The sequence below is a fragment of the Bacillus sp. CBEL-1 genome, assembly GCF_004348885.1.
Taxonomy (GTDB): domain Bacteria; phylum Bacillota; class Bacilli; order Bacillales; family Bacillaceae_H; genus Priestia; species Priestia aryabhattai_A.
On record NZ_SBIM01000013.1, the window covers coordinates 1,510,371 to 1,525,896 of the forward strand.

Below are 15,526 nucleotides of genomic sequence, written 5' to 3' on the forward strand. Positions count from 1 at the left end.
TGTCAGTCACCTCTTTTTATACTAATTGCAATTCCATCCCCAATTGGTAAAATTGTGGTTTGGAAATCTGGATGTTCCATTAGCCATACGTTGTATGCATCAATTTTTTTAATTAAACTTCGCTTACGACGCGTTTCAATCTGCGATAAATCTGTTGCTACATGCCCCTTGAATAAAATATTATCTGAAATAATAATACCTTTTTTATTTAAGAGTGGTGCATAATGCTGAAAGAATCGCTGATATTGTCCTTTGGCAGCATCAATAAACACTGCATCGTAAGGGCCATTTTTTTCAATGTCTGCTTGAAGTTCTAAAGCATCTCCAAACAAGGTTTTAATCTGTTCTTTCTTTTCAGCTCGATTAATGAATAATTGAGCTTGTTTATAACGATCTTCATTACGTTCTATCGTAACGATTTTAGCATTTGGCAATGCTTCAGCCATACGAATAGCAGAATAGCCGATGGCTGTCCCAATTTCTAATATATGTGCTGGCTGATGAAGGCGAAGAATTTGAAGCAATGTTTCGATTCCGATAAGTTCCATAATTGGTACCACGTGCTCTTTTGCATAGTTCTCCATCTCTTCAACAAGCTCTGTACGCTTAGGAATAAGGTTTTCTACATATTGTTCAACATTTTGTAAAAGCAAAACACTTCCTCCGTTCAAAGAAGTATGTTTGACGTTAGTCAAAAGCGGTTATATATAGTTTGATTTACTAAATAAACGTGACTAAAGCTTTAAAAAAGCCTTAATTACCATGTACTAACGTACAAAATATACCGCAATAAAAATATACAACTAGTCTATTATAAGTGGTTTTTTTCTGAACGTAAACCCGATATATTTTAACATAAAAGTAGAGCAGATGCCAAAAGTCGAATCGATTATTAGAGCTATCCATACAAATTTATAACTAAAACCCCCTCTGCTTTTTAAAATAGAGGGGGTTTTAAACACATAATTAACGTATATTATTACTTTTATTCCTTATCTTCTTCCCGAGGACCTGTGATATGAGTCGCTTTTTCCTGGTTATGTTCATCGAGTGTTTTAGTAAAGATGACTTCTCCATCTTTATTCGCTAAGAAATAAAGGTAATCTGTATCAGCGGGCTCCAAAGCTGCTTTAATGGACATTAAACCAGAGTTAGCAATCGGTCCTGGTGTAAGTCCTTTCTCTCTGTACGTATTGTAAGGTGAGTCCACTTCTAAATCTTTATAGTAGACGCGCTCACGATGTTCACCTAAAGCATATAACACCGTTGGATCCGTCTGTAATGGCATATCCTCTTCAATACGATTGTAAAACACACTTGCAATTTTCTCGCGATCAACCTGTTTCGTTGCTTCTTCTTCAATCAAAGACGCCATTGTTAAAAGTTGATGAGCAGTATATTTTTTGCTCTTCATTTCTTTTTGATATTGAGCTAAAACACCATTTGTTTTGCCAATCATCTCGTCTAAAATAACTTCAAGCGAAACATTTGAATCATAGTAATCGTAAGTAGCAGGATACAAGTACCCTTCTAAAGGATGCCTGATATCCTTATTAAGCACTTCATCCGTCACAAGGTCCGGATATTTCTTCTTCATCTTCTCAATAAAAGCAGGATTGTCTAGAGTATCCATTACTTCTGCTTCTGTATACTTCGTTCTATTTGCAATGATAGTAGCTATCTCGTCAAGTTGACGCCCTTCTGGAATCGCTAAGCGAACATCGGGATTCTTTGATACATCTCCCGTTTCCATCATATCTACCATCTCACTTAAGCTCATGGAAGGAGAGAAAGTGTATGTTCCAGCCTGAAAACCTGATACGCTAGAAGCTTTAATATAGTATCGAAAAGCACTTTCACTTTTAATTAGCTTTTCTTCTTTTAACAACGTTCCAATCGAGCGTACTGAAGAACCTTGTGGAATCGTTATGTTTACTTGTTTACTACTGTTTTTATCAACGGGTTGTACAAATGATTGGGCATAAAAAAAGCCTCCACCAATAAGTACAGCTAAAAGAATTATTGTCACAATCATAATTTTTTTTCGTTTATTATTTTTAGGGGTTAAAAAAGACTGGTGCGACAAGTTGCATCCTCCTCTCATACGCACGCACTATTATACTACAATTTATCTCATTTTTCGTCATTATCATACAAGACCGCCTATAAAAGCAAGTGAAAAGACATATCCTCATTAGGATAGACAGTAAAGATGTAAATTATTTGAAAGAAAACCATAAAAAAAGTTGGTAGCTCTCGCCACCAACTTTTTTATTCGCCTTCTTCTTCGTCAAGGAACGTATTAACCATTTCCTCAACCATATCCCACTCTTCTTCTGTTTCGATTGGTTGAAGCTCACCATCTTCACCATTTTCGCTTGGTGTAAAGGCAGACGCATGAATTTCAATTTCTTCATCGTCGTTTTCATCTGCACCAATCGGATAATAAATCACATAAGATTTACCATATTCTTCAGAATCAAATGTGAATAGAATCTCACATAATTGTTCGTTACCACTTTCGTCTACGATTGTAATTTTTCCTTCTTCTGTCATGTTTGACACCTCATTTTCCAGCTAGTTACTAGCAATTTTATGACAAGTTGAAAGCCCTAGCTTCTTATCAAATTAGACTCTTATAATCGAGTATAACCGTGCAGAAGCTAAGCAACAATCAACCTTATTGTTTGCTGTCTAAATATCCTTGAAGAATCATAACAGCTGCCATCTTATCGATGACTTTTTTACGCTTTTTACGACTAACATCCGCTGAAAGTAGCACACGCTCTGCAGCCATTGTCGATAAACGCTCATCCCACATCATCGTTTCAATGTCTAGATTCTTCGTTAGTTCCTCCGCAAATTGAAGACAAGCTTCACCGCGAGGACCGATTGTTCCATTCATATTTTTGGGTAGTCCAACAATGACTTTCTCAACTGAATATTCATCAATTAACTGCTGTAATCGAGGATAAGACTCCTTCATTTGCTCATCAGCAATTTTAATAGTCTCAATTCCTTGAGCTGTCCAGCCCATTTCATCGCTTACAGCTACGCCAATCGTTTTCGTACCAACATCTAATCCTAATACGCGCATTTATGAATCCTTTCGATGCTGTTGTAAATAAGATTTCACAAGTTCTTCAATGAGCTCGTCTCTCTCTAATTGGCGAATTGTATTTCGCGCATCATTATGACGAGGAATGTAAGCAGGATCGCCTGATAGCAAATATCCAACGATTTGGTTAATCGGGTTATATCCTTTTTCTTTCAATGCGTCATAAACCGTAAATAAAACCTCATGGACGCTTGTTTCAGCTGGCTCATCTTGAAAATTGAATTGCATTGTTTTATCAAATGAACTCATTTTCCCACCTCACTCGTTTAATTTGTGAGCACATTATGAATCATGTTAAGTCTTACTTCTATTGTACACCAAGAAAGCGGAGAATTAAACGGATTTAACCCATTCTTCTACAATCTTCAATGCATTTTCAATTTGGTTCGGGTCTTTTCCGCCTGCTTGAGCCATATCTGGACGCCCGCCGCCGCCGCCGCCACAAATTGTTGCCACTTCTTTTACAATCTTACCTGCATGATGACCTTTTGAAATTAAATCTTTTGTCACTCCCGCAACGATGTTTACTTTTTCACCTTGAGGTGCTGCTAGTACAATAACTGCTGAATCAAGTTTTTGCTTTAAGTCATCTACCATTGAACGAAGATTGTTCATATCCGTTGCGTTTACTTTTTCTGCTAGGACACTCACACCGTTTACGTCTTTTACACGGTCAATTAAGTTTCCTGCTTCAATATTTCCTAATTTTGTTGCTAATGACTCATTTTCACGTTGAAGCTGGCGAATCTCTTCTAGTAAACCTTCTACACGTCCAACAAGATCGCGAGGATTTGCTTTCGCTTTTGCTGCTGCTTCTTTTAACAATGTTACTTGGTCATTCATCAACTGGTAAGCTGCTTTTCCAGTTACTGCTTCAATACGGCGTGTTCCAGCTCCAATTCCTGATTCTGACACAATCTTAAATAGACCGATTTCAGACGTGTTCGCAACGTGGCAACCACCACAAAGTTCTAAGCTATAGTTTCCAACTTGAACAACTCGAACGATATCACCATATTTTTCACCAAACAGCGCCATTGCTCCCATTGCTTTTGCTTCGTCAATAGCTTTATTTTCAATATTTACCGCAATGTTTTCCCAAATTTTTTCGTTAACAATCGTCTCAATTTTTTCAATTTCTTCCGCTGTTACTTGGCCAAAATGAGAGAAGTCAAAACGTAAGCGACCTGGAGTTACTAATGAACCAGCTTGGTTAACATGCGTTCCTAACGTATCTTTTAACGCTTGATGAAGGAGGTGAGTTGCCGTATGGTTTTTCACAATTGCGTCGCGCTTTTTCCCACTAATTGTTGCTGTGTATGTTTCACCCTTTACAAGCTCACCATTTCTTACTTCTACCGTGTGTACGTTTTGGCCATTTGGTGCCTTTTGTACATCTTTAACAGACGCCACAGCTGTCGCATTTGAAATTTCTCCTTGGTCAGCAATCTGTCCACCGCTCTCAGCGTAGAATGGAGTTTGCTTTAAAATAACCTGTGCTTCTTGACCTTCTGTTACTCTATCAACAAGCTCGCCATTTACAATAATGGCTTCGATGAACGTTTCCACTTCATCTTTATCGTAGCCGACAAATTCACTTTCAACTGTTAATTCGCCTAGTACGCCACCTTGAACTTGCATAGAGTTAGAATCTTGTCGAGCCGCTCTTGCGCGTTCACGTTGACCTGCCATTTCTTTTTCAAAACCAGCATGGTCTATTTTCATTTTTTCATCTTCTGCATATTCTTCCGTTAACTCTACAGGGAAGCCATACGTATCATATAAGCGGAATACATCTTCACCAGAAATTATATTACTGCTTTGGTCTTTTGCTTTTTTAATCATCGTTGCTAAGATAGCAAGACCTTCATTTAACGTTTCATGGAAACGCTCTTCCTCGTTTTTCACAACACGCTGAATAAAGTCTGTTTTATCTTTAACTTCTGGATAGAAATCAACCATAATCTCGCCTACAACGGGTACTAGCTCATACATAAACGGACGATTGATGCCTAATTTCTTCGCATAACGCACAGCGCGACGCAATAAACGACGCAGTACATATCCACGGCCTTCATTTGATGGAAGAGCTCCGTCTCCAACGGCAAATGTTACCGTACGAATATGGTCAGCAATTACTTTAAATGCCACGTCCTTTTCATCTTCCGTGCGGTACTTAGCACCTGAGATACTTTCAGTTGCTTCAATAATTGGCATGAATAAATCTGTATCAAAGTTTGTTGGTACATCTTGAATGACAGATACCATACGCTCTAGTCCCATTCCTGTATCAATGTTTTTCTTTGGTAGCGGTGTGTAGGTATGGTCTGGATTGTGGTTAAATTGAGAAAATACTAAGTTCCAGATTTCTAAATAGCGTTCGTTTTCTCCACCAGGGTACAGCTCAGGATCTGTTAAGTCGTTTCCATAAGCTTCACCACGGTCATAGAAAATCTCTGTATTTGGTCCACTTGGTCCTTCACCGATATCCCAGAAGTTACCCTCTAAACGAATAATACGCTCTTTTGGAACACCGATTTTTTCATTCCAAAGCTTAAATGCTTCTTCGTCTTCTGGATGAATAGTAACCGATAGTTTTTCAGAATCAAAGCCAATCCATTTATCACTTGTTAAGAATTCCCAAGCCCAGTCGATTGCTTCTTCCTTAAAATATTCACCGATTGAAAAGTTACCTAACATTTCAAAGAACGTATGGTGACGCGCTGTTTTACCGACATTTTCAATATCATTTGTACGAATTGATTTTTGAGCATTACAAATACGTGGGTTTTGTGGAATGACACGTCCGTCAAAGTATTTCTTTAGCGTGGCAACACCACTGTTAATCCATAAAAGGGATGGGTCTTCATGAGGTACAAGAGAAGCACTTGGCTCTACATCATGACCTTTTTCTTTAAAGAAATCCAAGTACATTTGGCGCACTTGTGCAGATGTTAACTTTTTCATGATTGGTTCCTCCTTTAGAACTCTTCATTATTTATAGACAAAAACAGAATGACCTAAAAGCAGCTTGCTTCATTACGCACAATACAATAGGCAATTTTAGAAATTTGCGCACAAAAAAACTCTCATCCCAAAAAGCAGGGACGAGAGTTTAGCTCGCGGTACCACCCTGATTATGAACATACAAGGATGTTCATCACCTTCATCGCATTAACGCTGCTGAAACGGCAGGTTTTTCCTGCACTCAGGACTAGCTATTCAGCTATTCTTTGTATTGCACCTCTTTCAGCCTTGGAAGTGCTTCTCTTATATACCAGTGTACAGCCTACTTGGTTCCATCATTGTATTGTTTACTATGTAACGTTTTCTATGGCGATATTATGACAAATTCGGGTTGCTTTGTCAATGTTTCAAAGTATGCCCTCGCACATGTAGAATTGAAATTTTTACAACAGCTAAAATGGGAACAGCAATAATTAACCCAAATACTCCTCCAAATTCTCCTCCAAGCAAAAGCGCTAAGATTATAAAAAGAGGATGAATATGTAAGCTCTTCCCTACAATTAGAGGAGATAAAACATTGCCTTCTAAAAATTGAAGCACAAAAATAATGACGACAACAATTAGCACAAGCTTAACAGAGACCGTCATAGAGAGAATAGCGGCCGGTACTGCTCCAATAATTGGGCCAAAATACGGAATGATATTCGTAATGCCTATGATTACTCCTAGCAACAGTGCGTACGGTACGTTAAAAAACCAAAATGCAGTCGTGGCAATGGCACCTATGATGAGACAAACAAAAAACTGCCCTCTAAGATAGCTCCCTAATGACAAATTTACATCATGTAGAAAATGCTTTCCTTCCTCATGCCATCTTTTTGGCACAATATATGCGACTGCTTTTCGAACAAGCCCAAAGTCTTTTAGTAGGTAGAATACAATAAATGGAATAATAATGAGAATTAAAAATGAATTAACGATGGATTTAACTCCCTCCATCACTCGTAATAACCATGCGTTAACAGTTTGCTCTAAATCGACAATACTTTGTTCAATTTTCTCATGAACTCCGTTTGGCAGGGTTGAAGTACGATCATGAATTTCATGCACCCACCCCTTATACATCTCCGTAAGTTCGGGCAACTGTTCATTTAATTCTTTTAGCTGAATAACGAAAAGAGGAAATCCTTTATAGATGCCATAACCTATTCCACCAAAAAAGATGAGGTAAATCAGTAAAATAGCAAGAGGTCGCGGAACACCTCTTTCATGCGTCTTCTCAATAATTGGATGAAGTAAATATGTAATAAAGGCAGCAACAAAAAAAGGCAACATTGCTTTAAAAAACATCTCAAGAAACGGTAGCCAAACAAACTTTATTTTAAATAAAAGCAATATACAAAGCAGTGCCAGCAAAAAAATCCCCAAGCGATAAAACCATTTAATCGGTACCTCTTTCACAATAAACTCCTCCTCATGTTTATTTTTCAACAAAGAAAAGAGTTTATTCATGATGTTTTTAAGATATCCTTTGACATAAAAAAAACCCTTGCTAAGCAAGAGCTTTTTTTGTAAAGAGACCAACAATGATTTTAGTGCATTGCTTTCATTACACGCTTGCGCATTTTTTTCATATTGCGCTTTGTAAACATATCTCGGTCATCTGCCATTTTAAACGCATACGCCCCTAGACCAAAAGCAACTACTGACGGAATAATTCGATTCATCGCAAAGCCCCCCTAAATGAGTTAAAAGTTCATTGTACGCTCATCCTCTGAAAATAGATCATCCAATGAGCTTAATGTGCCATCCTCTTCTACTTGGTGGGTATTAATTTGTCCTTTTGAAATCGTCATTTCAATAAAACAATTCCAGCAATAATATTGATTAACCCCAATTTTACCAACATCAATACTTCTACAGTTTGGACACTTTAACAAAGTGAACACCTCTTTTATACGTTCGTTTATAAAACGTATTCTGTCCACTTTTTACCATGTCCATACCTAAACACCAGGGTAGGAGGAGGGAATTAAACAATGCTTAATTCTTTTGTAGGTTGCGATATCTTACATAAAATCATACGGCGTAAGGTTTTCCATACCAATATTTGCATCTTTCATAAATGGAACCTCAGGATCTTCTAACTCATCAACTAATTGCTCTTTGAGAAGAGCTTGTAGATTGGTTTGCCGAACGCTATCTTCGTTCCGATTTACGCCAATTTGAAACGCTTCTTCTTCGCCACATAAGATTAAGAACTGCTTGCTTCTGGTGACTGCTGTATAGAGAAGGTTTCGTCTCAGCATTCGATAATAGCTTTTCACAATAGGCAACACAACAATGGGGAACTCACTTCCTTGTGATTTATGAATAGAACAGCAGTACGCATGCGTAATCTGATTAAAGTCTTGTTTCGTATACGTTACTTCATTTCCTTCGAATGAAATAACGAGCATATCCTGCTTCTCTGTATTTTCTTTGGCGAAAAAAACAGATACAATCTCCCCCATATCCCCATTAAAAACATTGCTATCCGGTTGATTGACAAGCTGAAGCACCTTATCGCCTACACGATAGGTTACATCTCCATGCTTCAGTTCTCTCCGTTGATGAGAAGCCGGATTAAATAACTCTTGAAGGACTTCATTCATCTTATCAATACCAGCTGGACCTTTATACATTGGAGCTAATACCTGAATATCTTTAGCCGTATAGCCTTTTTTTACAGCATTGCCACACACTTGTTTGACGACATCTGTAATTTGCCCACCGTAACAGCGAATAAAAGAACGATCACCTTGTTGATTAGTTAAATCGGATGGAAGACGTCCTTTTTTAATTTCATGAGCCAAATCAATGATAGATGAGCCTTCTTCTTGGCGATACACGTCTGTTAATCGTACGGTAGGAACGGCTTCAGAATGTAATAAGTCTTTCAGTACCTGGCCAGGACCAACTGAAGGCAATTGGTCCTCATCTCCTACAAGCACTACTTGGATGCTAGCTGGAAGTGATTTAAAGAGTTGGTGAGCAAGCCATAGATCCACCATGGAGACCTCATCCACAATCAACAACTTGCCATTGATTGGATTCTCTTCATTGTGGTCAAACCCTTCTTGTCCATTCCACTTTAGAAGCCTGTGAATCGTCACCGCTGGTAAGCCCGTTGCCTCACTCATACGCTTAGCCGCTCGTCCAGTAGGAGCGACAAGCAATACGGGAAACCCTTCGTCTTTTTTATAATCGCCTGGATTTAACGAACAGCCATGAAGCTCTGCATAAAGTTCTACAATACCTTTAATTACTGTTGTTTTACCCGTCCCTGGGCCTCCTGTAAGAAGAAGCATTGGGGATAAAAGTGCTTTTTGAATCCCTTCCCTTTGCGAAGGTGCATATTGTACGCCTAAACGTTCTTCTAACTCCCCTAGAGCTAGAAGGAACTCTGATTCGGGAAATTGCTCTGCGTACTCTGTTTGGGCCATGAGCTTGCTAATTGCTTTAACGACTCCTTTTTCAGCATAAAAAAGCGGTGGAAAGTACATTTTATCGTCATCAATAATAATCTTTTTCTCTTCTTTTAATGCGTCAATCTCGCGTGTAATATCCATTTCTGAGAGTGGTTCTTGACGACTCTTTTGTAACAGTTCTCCCGTTTTCTGATATAGCTGCTCTGCTTTCACATAGACGTGTCCCATTTGATTGCATTCATGTTCAATAACATATAAAATCCCGGCTCGAAGCCGATTAGGGTGATTGGTTGCTAACCCGAGCTTTCTCCCTAATTCATCCGCTCGATTAAAGCCAATTCCTTGCACATCTTCTACGAGCTGATAGGGATTTGTTTGAATCACTTCTAGAGCTTCTTGTTTATAAGCTTGGAAAATTTTCATAGAAAGCTGCGGACCAAAACCCAAATCTGTCAGCTTAACCATTACTTCTTCTAACCCCTGATGCTCTCTTAGCTGAGCAATTAGCTTTTCAGCTTTATCAGCAGAAAGTCTAGGCACCTTTTTTAATACTGCAGGGTCTTGTAGCATTCGGTAAATTGCACGCTCACCCAGTGCTTCTACAATATTTTCTGCCGTTTTTTTACCAATACCATTAAAGAGATCACTTGATAAGTACTGAATAACCCCTTGCTTTGACTGGGGAAGCTCTTTTTTAAACTGCTCTACTTGAAACTGAAGGCCAAATTTCGGATGTTCTTTAAAATTTCCAATAAAAGTGTAAAGCTCATCTTCATTTAAACGAGGGAAATAACCCGTAACAATCGCTTCTTTATCGTCCATAGATACATTTGTTTCTTTTATTCTAATTCTTGTTACGTTATACAAGTTTTCTTCGTTATGAAAGACCGTGACAATTGCCGTGCCTTTTATGTACGTTTTCTCTTCCTCGGGTTGTAAAGGGTTTAGAACTTCCTCACTCATACTATTCCCCCATTTTTACATTCACTTCTTAGTGTTCCATCATTGAAAGAACATTTTTACCATTTGCTGCTAGATGATGATCTGGTTGGATTTCTAATGCTTGATCAAACATTGAGATAGCTTTATCTTTATCATCTTTCATCGCATAAGCTACGCCTAGATTGTAGTAAGCATCAGCATGTTCTTCATCTTCTTGGACAACGCGAAGTAACTCTTCTACCGCTTCATCTACCATTTCCAGTTGAGCTAAACAAAGTCCAAGCTGAAATCTGGCTTCTGTATCGTGTTCATTGAGCTCTACTGCTCGTTTTAAATAAGGCAGAGCATACGTTGTTTGTTCTAAATGAAATAGTGTTAAGCCAAGCATAAAATGCGCATCTGAAGAATTTAAGCCCTTTTTAATAGCTAAATCAAAATAATGCTTCGCTTGTTCTAATTGCTCAAGGTTAAAGTACACGTTACCAGCACCATAATAAGCAGTTGCTGTTTCCTCATCAATTTCAATTGCCCGTTCATAAAATTTTAGTGCTCGATCCGTTTCGCTAACTGCGGCTAAAAGGTTGCCGAAGTTTACGTATACAACTGGATCTTTTGGATTTTCTTCAATTGCTTCTGAAAATGTTTTTGCTGCTTCTTCAAATTTTCCATCTTGCATATATTGAATACCTAATTGATTTTTATCTGTCATATTTCACTCCACCGTTGTTTTTTATTAGTTTATCCCATTACTAGTAGTATATCATAACAAAACCCCCGCTCTACAGAGCCGAGGTTTCGTTAAAAAGCCTTTGGATTCGTATTACACGTACCAAAGCTGCTCTTCATCTTTATACACATTATCGATTGTAGCTCCACCTAGACACTCTTCACCGTTATAAAATACAACAGCTTGTCCTGGCGTTACGGCACGAACTGGTTTCTTAAAAAGTACTTTAACCGTATTTTCGTCTAGCTTTTCAACCGTTACTTCATTATCTTCTTGACGATAACGGAATTTAGCTGTACAAGAAAGCGGCTCGTTCCACTCACGATCACTTACCCAGCTAACATTAGTTGCTGTAATAGACGTTGAGTATAACAGTTCATTATGAAACCCTTGATCAACATAAAGAACATTCTTTTCTAAATCTTTACCAACAGCAAACCAAGGCTCTCCGCTTCCACCAATTCCAAGCCCGTGACGTTGACCGATTGTATAATACATCAGGCCATCATGATTTCCTTTTACTTCACCATCTAACGTTTGCATAAGACCAGGCTGAGCTGGAAGGTACTGACTTAAAAACTCTTTGAAATTGCGTTCTCCAATAAAACAAATGCCCGTGCTATCCTTCTTAGTAGCTGTCGCAAGTCCCGCTTCTTTCGCAATCTCACGCACTTTGGATTTTTCGATTCCTCCAAGTGGAAACATCACTTTTGAGAGCTGCTCTTGACCAAGCTGGTTTAAGAAATACGTTTGGTCTTTGTTATTGTCTACCCCGCGAAGCATTTTGTACTCACCATCACGATACGCTACTTGCGCGTAGTGACCTGTTGCTAAATAGTCTGCTCCAAGCGTCATCGCATGTTCTAAAAATGCTTTAAATTTAATTTCTTTATTACACATAACATCAGGATTTGGCGTACGACCTGCTTTGTACTCATCAAGGAAATACGTAAATACTTTATCCCAATATTGTTTCTCAAAGTTGACTGCATAGTATGGTATACCGATTTGATTACATACGCGAATGACATCATTGTAATCTTCTGTTGCTGTACATACGCCATTTTCATCCGTATCATCCCAGTTTTTCATAAAGATTCCAATTACATCATAACCTTGTTGTTTTAATAAAAGAGCAGCAACTGAAGAGTCTACTCCTCCACTCATTCCAACAACAACACGCGTATCTTTTGGTGCTTTCGTCAACTTAGTCACCTCCAATAAACGTGTTCTTTTATTTTGCCAATCGCTTTACGATTGTTGCTGTTTTACGAGCTAATTCTTCTATTTGCTCCATCGTATTACCCAAGCCAAAGCTAAAGCGAATTGAAGAGGTAATACGATCAGATTCTTTGCCAAACATTGCGACAAGTACGTGAGACGGATCAACAGTTCCTGCTGTACAAGCTGATCCGCTTGATGCAGCAATTCCTGCTAAATCTAGATTCACAAGCATGGATTCTACGTTTACACGTTCAAAAGAAAGATTCAGTACGTGTGGTAAAGCATAATCGACATTACCATTGACGTTAAACGATACCTGCTCCTCTTCTAGTATCTGCATCATTCGTTCTTTAAACTGCTTATACTGAACTGCACGTTCTTTTAATGATTCTTGCGCAATGCGAACAGCTTGTTCAAACCCAACAATGCTTGCCATATTTTCTGTACCCGCTCTACGCTTTCGCTCTTGCTCTCCTCCGAATAAAAGCGGTGAAAGCACAACGTGTGGAGCAACATATAAAAAGCCAATTCCTTTAGGTCCGTTGATTTTATGAGAAGAAACGGAAAGAAGATCGACACCTAATTGTTGCACATTTAAAGAAATTAATCCATAAGCTTGCACTGCATCCGTATGGAAATAAGCACCATGTTCTTTTAGCAGTGCACCAATTTCTGAGATTGGTTGGATTGTACCAACCTCATTGTTGCCATACATAACTGAAACTAAAATTGTTTTATCCGTTAATGAGCGTTTAATATCTTCAATGGATACACGCCCAGTTTCATCAACCGGTAGATATGTCACTTCAAAACCTTGTTCTTCTAGAAACTGACAGGTATGCAAGACAGCATGATGCTCAATAGATGTAGTAATAATATGATTGCCACGATGTTTATTCGCAAGCGCAACACCAATCAACGCCATGTTATCTGCTTCTGTTCCACCGCTCGTAAAGATAATGTCATTTTCACGTGCTCCAATACTGCTGGCAATTGTTTGACGCGCTTCATCTAGATATCTACGGCTTTCTCGTCCATAGTGATGAATGCTTGACGGATTCCCAAAATGTTCATGCATAAACGTCGTCATTCTTTCAACAACCGCTGGATGTACAGGAGACGTGGCTGCATGGTCTACATAAATACGCTCCAACTAAAAACTCCTCCTAAATCAGCAAATTAAATATAAAACATGTATGATTCTTGTTCGCCATCTGAATGATTCGCTAAATCTTCAAGCGTTGTACTATCCAACACTTCTTTAACCGCGTCACGAATGCGAATCCACAGCTCTCTTTTAGCTGGCTCTTCGTCTTCCAACCCTTCTACTGGACTGATTGGTCCTTCTAGTACCGAAATAATGTCTCCTGCTGTAATATTTGCAGGTTCATGTGCTAAAATATAGCCACCGTATGCACCTCTAACACTTTTCACAAGGCCTGCATTACGAAGAGGGGAAATTAACTGCTCAAGGTAATGTTCGGATAAGTCATGGTTTTGAGCAATTGTTTTCAATGAAATGGGTCCTTCACCAAAACGTTTTGCTAATGCAATCATAATTGTCAAACCGTAGCGTCCTTTTGTCGAGATTTTCATCTTCTCCACTCCTTCTTATATTCAATAAAGGTGTTTATAATAGGTCGTTCATTGTTTCAAATTAAAATAGCCCATTCAAAAACGTTATACTGTTGACATTATATCATACTATCCCTATGAGATAAATTTCAACACTTTTTTAGATATGATACAGTAAAGAAAAACTACATATCCAATCCTAAAAGGAGGTCAGTGTATGAATAAGAACCCACTTGCATTTCGCATGCGCCCTAAATCTATCAACGAAATCATTGGACAACAGCATCTTGTTGGAAAAGACAAAATGATTTATCGAATGGTCAAAGCCAACCACTTGAGTTCAATGATTTTGTACGGCCCGCCTGGCGTAGGAAAAACGTCTATTGCTACAGCTATTGCAAAAACAACCAAAATAGCTTTCCGGCAGCTAAATGCGGTTGTGAATAATAAGAAAGATATGGAGATTGTAGCTGAAGAAGCAAAAATGTCTGGCAAAGTAATCTTGTTATTGGATGAAGTTCATCGGTTAGATAAAGGGAAACAAGACTTTTTACTTCCTTATTTGGAAAATGGACTTATTACGTTGATTGGAGCTACTACCAGTAACCCTTATCATGCGATTAACCCAGCGATTCGAAGTAGGTGTCAAATCTTTGAACTAAAACCCTTAGAACCGGATGATATTGAACAAGCCTTAACCAGAGCACTACATGATAAAGAGCGCGGATATGGCGATCAAAATGTTCAAGTTGATCATGATGCAATGCTTCACTTCACAACGAGCTGTAACGGCGATGTTCGTTCCGCTCTAAATGCCCTTGAACTTGCTATTTTATCTACGGACGAAAATGAGGAAGGCTTTATTCATATCACGCTTGAGATTGCTGAGCAGTGCTTACAGCAAAAATATTTTTCCCATGATAAAGATGGAGATGCTCATTACGATGTACTTTCAGCATTTCAAAAATCCATTCGAGGAAGCGATGTGAATGCCGCTCTTCATTACTTAGGAAGACTGATTGAAGCTGGTGATTTAATAAGCATTAACAGACGACTTTTAGTCATTGCATACGAAGATGTTGGACTAGCGAGCCCTCAAGCCGGTGCAAGAACGCTATCCGCCATTGAATCAGCTGAGAGGCTAGGACTTCCAGAAGCACGTATACCGCTAGCTACTGCCGTCATTGAACTTTGTTTATCACCAAAGTCAAACTCAGCTTACAAAGCACTTGACGCTGCTATTGCTGATATAAAAAAAGGCTTGTCTGGTGAGGTTCCCAATCATTTAAAAGACGGCCATTATAAAGGAGCAGCTAAGCTTGGGAGAGCACAGAATTATCAATATCCTCACGACTTTGAAAGCGGATGGGTTAAACAGCAATACCTTCCTGATAAAATAAAGAATAAACGCTATTATGAACCAAAAAGAACAGGAAAATTTGAACAAGCATTAGCACAGGTTTATAAGAATTTATCCACATAATAAAAGCCCCAAAGAGGCCA

The 15,526-nt window shown here is 38.6% G+C and carries 15 protein-coding genes; 1 reads left to right on the top strand and 14 read right to left on the bottom strand.

Annotation, left to right across the window (positions count from 1 at the left end; all coding sequences use genetic code 11):
- Positions 1-2 precede the first annotated feature (2 nt).
- From EPL02_RS17705 to cymR, 14 genes are all read right to left on the bottom strand, one after another.
- Positions 3-653, bottom strand: coding sequence for an O-methyltransferase (locus tag EPL02_RS17705; protein ID WP_131888319.1), 651 nt, complete (start codon positions 651-653; stop codon positions 3-5).
- A gap of 332 nt (positions 654-985) precedes the next feature.
- Positions 986-2,086: an endolytic transglycosylase MltG gene (gene mltG / locus EPL02_RS17710; protein ID WP_094910880.1), complete on the bottom strand. Its 1,101-nt coding sequence runs from the start codon at positions 2,084-2,086 to the stop codon at positions 986-988.
- Between the two features lie 185 nt (positions 2,087-2,271).
- A complete protein-coding gene (locus EPL02_RS17715; RefSeq protein ID WP_256993314.1) occupies positions 2,272-2,565 on the bottom strand; it encodes a DUF1292 domain-containing protein in 294 nt (97 codons plus the stop codon).
- Between the two features lie 115 nt (positions 2,566-2,680).
- Complete coding sequence (gene ruvX / locus EPL02_RS17720) at positions 2,681-3,097, bottom strand: Holliday junction resolvase RuvX (RefSeq protein ID WP_094910881.1); 417 nt, start codon at positions 3,095-3,097, stop codon at positions 2,681-2,683.
- A complete protein-coding gene (locus tag EPL02_RS17725; protein ID WP_094910882.1) occupies positions 3,098-3,367 on the bottom strand; it encodes an IreB family regulatory phosphoprotein in 270 nt (89 codons plus the stop codon).
- Between the two features lie 84 nt (positions 3,368-3,451).
- A complete protein-coding gene (gene alaS / locus EPL02_RS17730) occupies positions 3,452-6,085 on the bottom strand; it encodes an alanine--tRNA ligase (protein ID WP_131888320.1) in 2,634 nt (877 codons plus the stop codon).
- A gap of 399 nt (positions 6,086-6,484) precedes the next feature.
- Positions 6,485-7,549: an AI-2E family transporter gene (locus EPL02_RS17735; RefSeq protein WP_434223170.1), complete on the bottom strand. Its 1,065-nt coding sequence runs from the start codon at positions 7,547-7,549 to the stop codon at positions 6,485-6,487.
- 128 nt (positions 7,550-7,677) lie between these two features.
- The gene (locus tag EPL02_RS17740; protein ID WP_094910885.1) at positions 7,678-7,812 is read right to left on the bottom strand and encodes a YrzQ family protein; all 135 of its coding nucleotides are present in this window, start codon (positions 7,810-7,812) and stop codon (positions 7,678-7,680) included.
- Positions 7,813-7,833: 21 nt separating this feature from the next.
- Positions 7,834-8,025, bottom strand: a complete 192-nt coding sequence (locus EPL02_RS17745; RefSeq protein ID WP_131888322.1) for a hypothetical protein — start codon at positions 8,023-8,025, stop codon at positions 7,834-7,836.
- A 129-nt stretch (positions 8,026-8,154) separates the two neighbouring features.
- Positions 8,155-10,518 carry an SF1B family DNA helicase RecD2 gene (gene recD2, locus EPL02_RS17750; RefSeq protein WP_094910887.1) on the bottom strand — a complete coding sequence of 788 codons (2,364 nt, stop codon included), beginning with the start codon at positions 10,516-10,518 and terminating at the stop codon, positions 8,155-8,157.
- 28 nt (positions 10,519-10,546) lie between these two features.
- Positions 10,547-11,206, bottom strand: a complete 660-nt coding sequence (locus EPL02_RS17755; protein WP_094910888.1) for a tetratricopeptide repeat protein — start codon at positions 11,204-11,206, stop codon at positions 10,547-10,549.
- Positions 11,207-11,317: 111 nt separating this feature from the next.
- Positions 11,318-12,430, bottom strand: coding sequence for a tRNA 2-thiouridine(34) synthase MnmA (gene mnmA, locus EPL02_RS17760; protein WP_131888323.1), 1,113 nt, complete (start codon positions 12,428-12,430; stop codon positions 11,318-11,320).
- Positions 12,431-12,458: 28 nt separating this feature from the next.
- Positions 12,459-13,601, bottom strand: a complete 1,143-nt coding sequence (locus tag EPL02_RS17765) for a cysteine desulfurase family protein (protein ID WP_131888324.1) — start codon at positions 13,599-13,601, stop codon at positions 12,459-12,461.
- Positions 13,602-13,627: 26 nt separating this feature from the next.
- Positions 13,628-14,044, bottom strand: coding sequence for a cysteine metabolism transcriptional regulator CymR (gene cymR, locus EPL02_RS17770; RefSeq protein WP_094910890.1), 417 nt, complete (start codon positions 14,042-14,044; stop codon positions 13,628-13,630).
- Between the two features lie 196 nt (positions 14,045-14,240).
- Between cymR and EPL02_RS17775 the strand changes: the two genes are divergently transcribed.
- Positions 14,241-15,506: a replication-associated recombination protein A gene (locus EPL02_RS17775; protein WP_094910891.1), complete on the top strand. Its 1,266-nt coding sequence runs from the start codon at positions 14,241-14,243 to the stop codon at positions 15,504-15,506.
- Positions 15,507-15,526: the final 20 nt, after the last annotated feature.

Coding starts and splice junctions, on each gene's coding strand:
- EPL02_RS17775 (WP_094910891.1), top strand. CDS start 14,241: ATGAATAAGAACCCACTTGCATTTCGCATGCGCCCTAAATCTATCAAC.
- EPL02_RS17755 (WP_094910888.1), bottom strand. CDS start 11,206: ATGACAGATAAAAATCAATTAGGTATTCAATATATGCAAGATGGAAAA.
- recD2 (WP_094910887.1), bottom strand. CDS start 10,518: ATGAGTGAGGAAGTTCTAAACCCTTTACAACCCGAGGAAGAGAAAACG.
- cymR (WP_094910890.1), bottom strand. CDS start 14,044: ATGAAAATCTCGACAAAAGGACGCTACGGTTTGACAATTATGATTGCA.
- ruvX (WP_094910881.1), bottom strand. CDS start 3,097: ATGCGCGTATTAGGATTAGATGTTGGTACGAAAACGATTGGCGTAGCT.
- alaS (WP_131888320.1), bottom strand. CDS start 6,085: ATGAAAAAGTTAACATCTGCACAAGTGCGCCAAATGTACTTGGATTTC.
- EPL02_RS17725 (WP_094910882.1), bottom strand. CDS start 3,367: ATGAGTTCATTTGATAAAACAATGCAATTCAATTTTCAAGATGAGCCA.
- EPL02_RS17740 (WP_094910885.1), bottom strand. CDS start 7,812: ATGAATCGAATTATTCCGTCAGTAGTTGCTTTTGGTCTAGGGGCGTAT.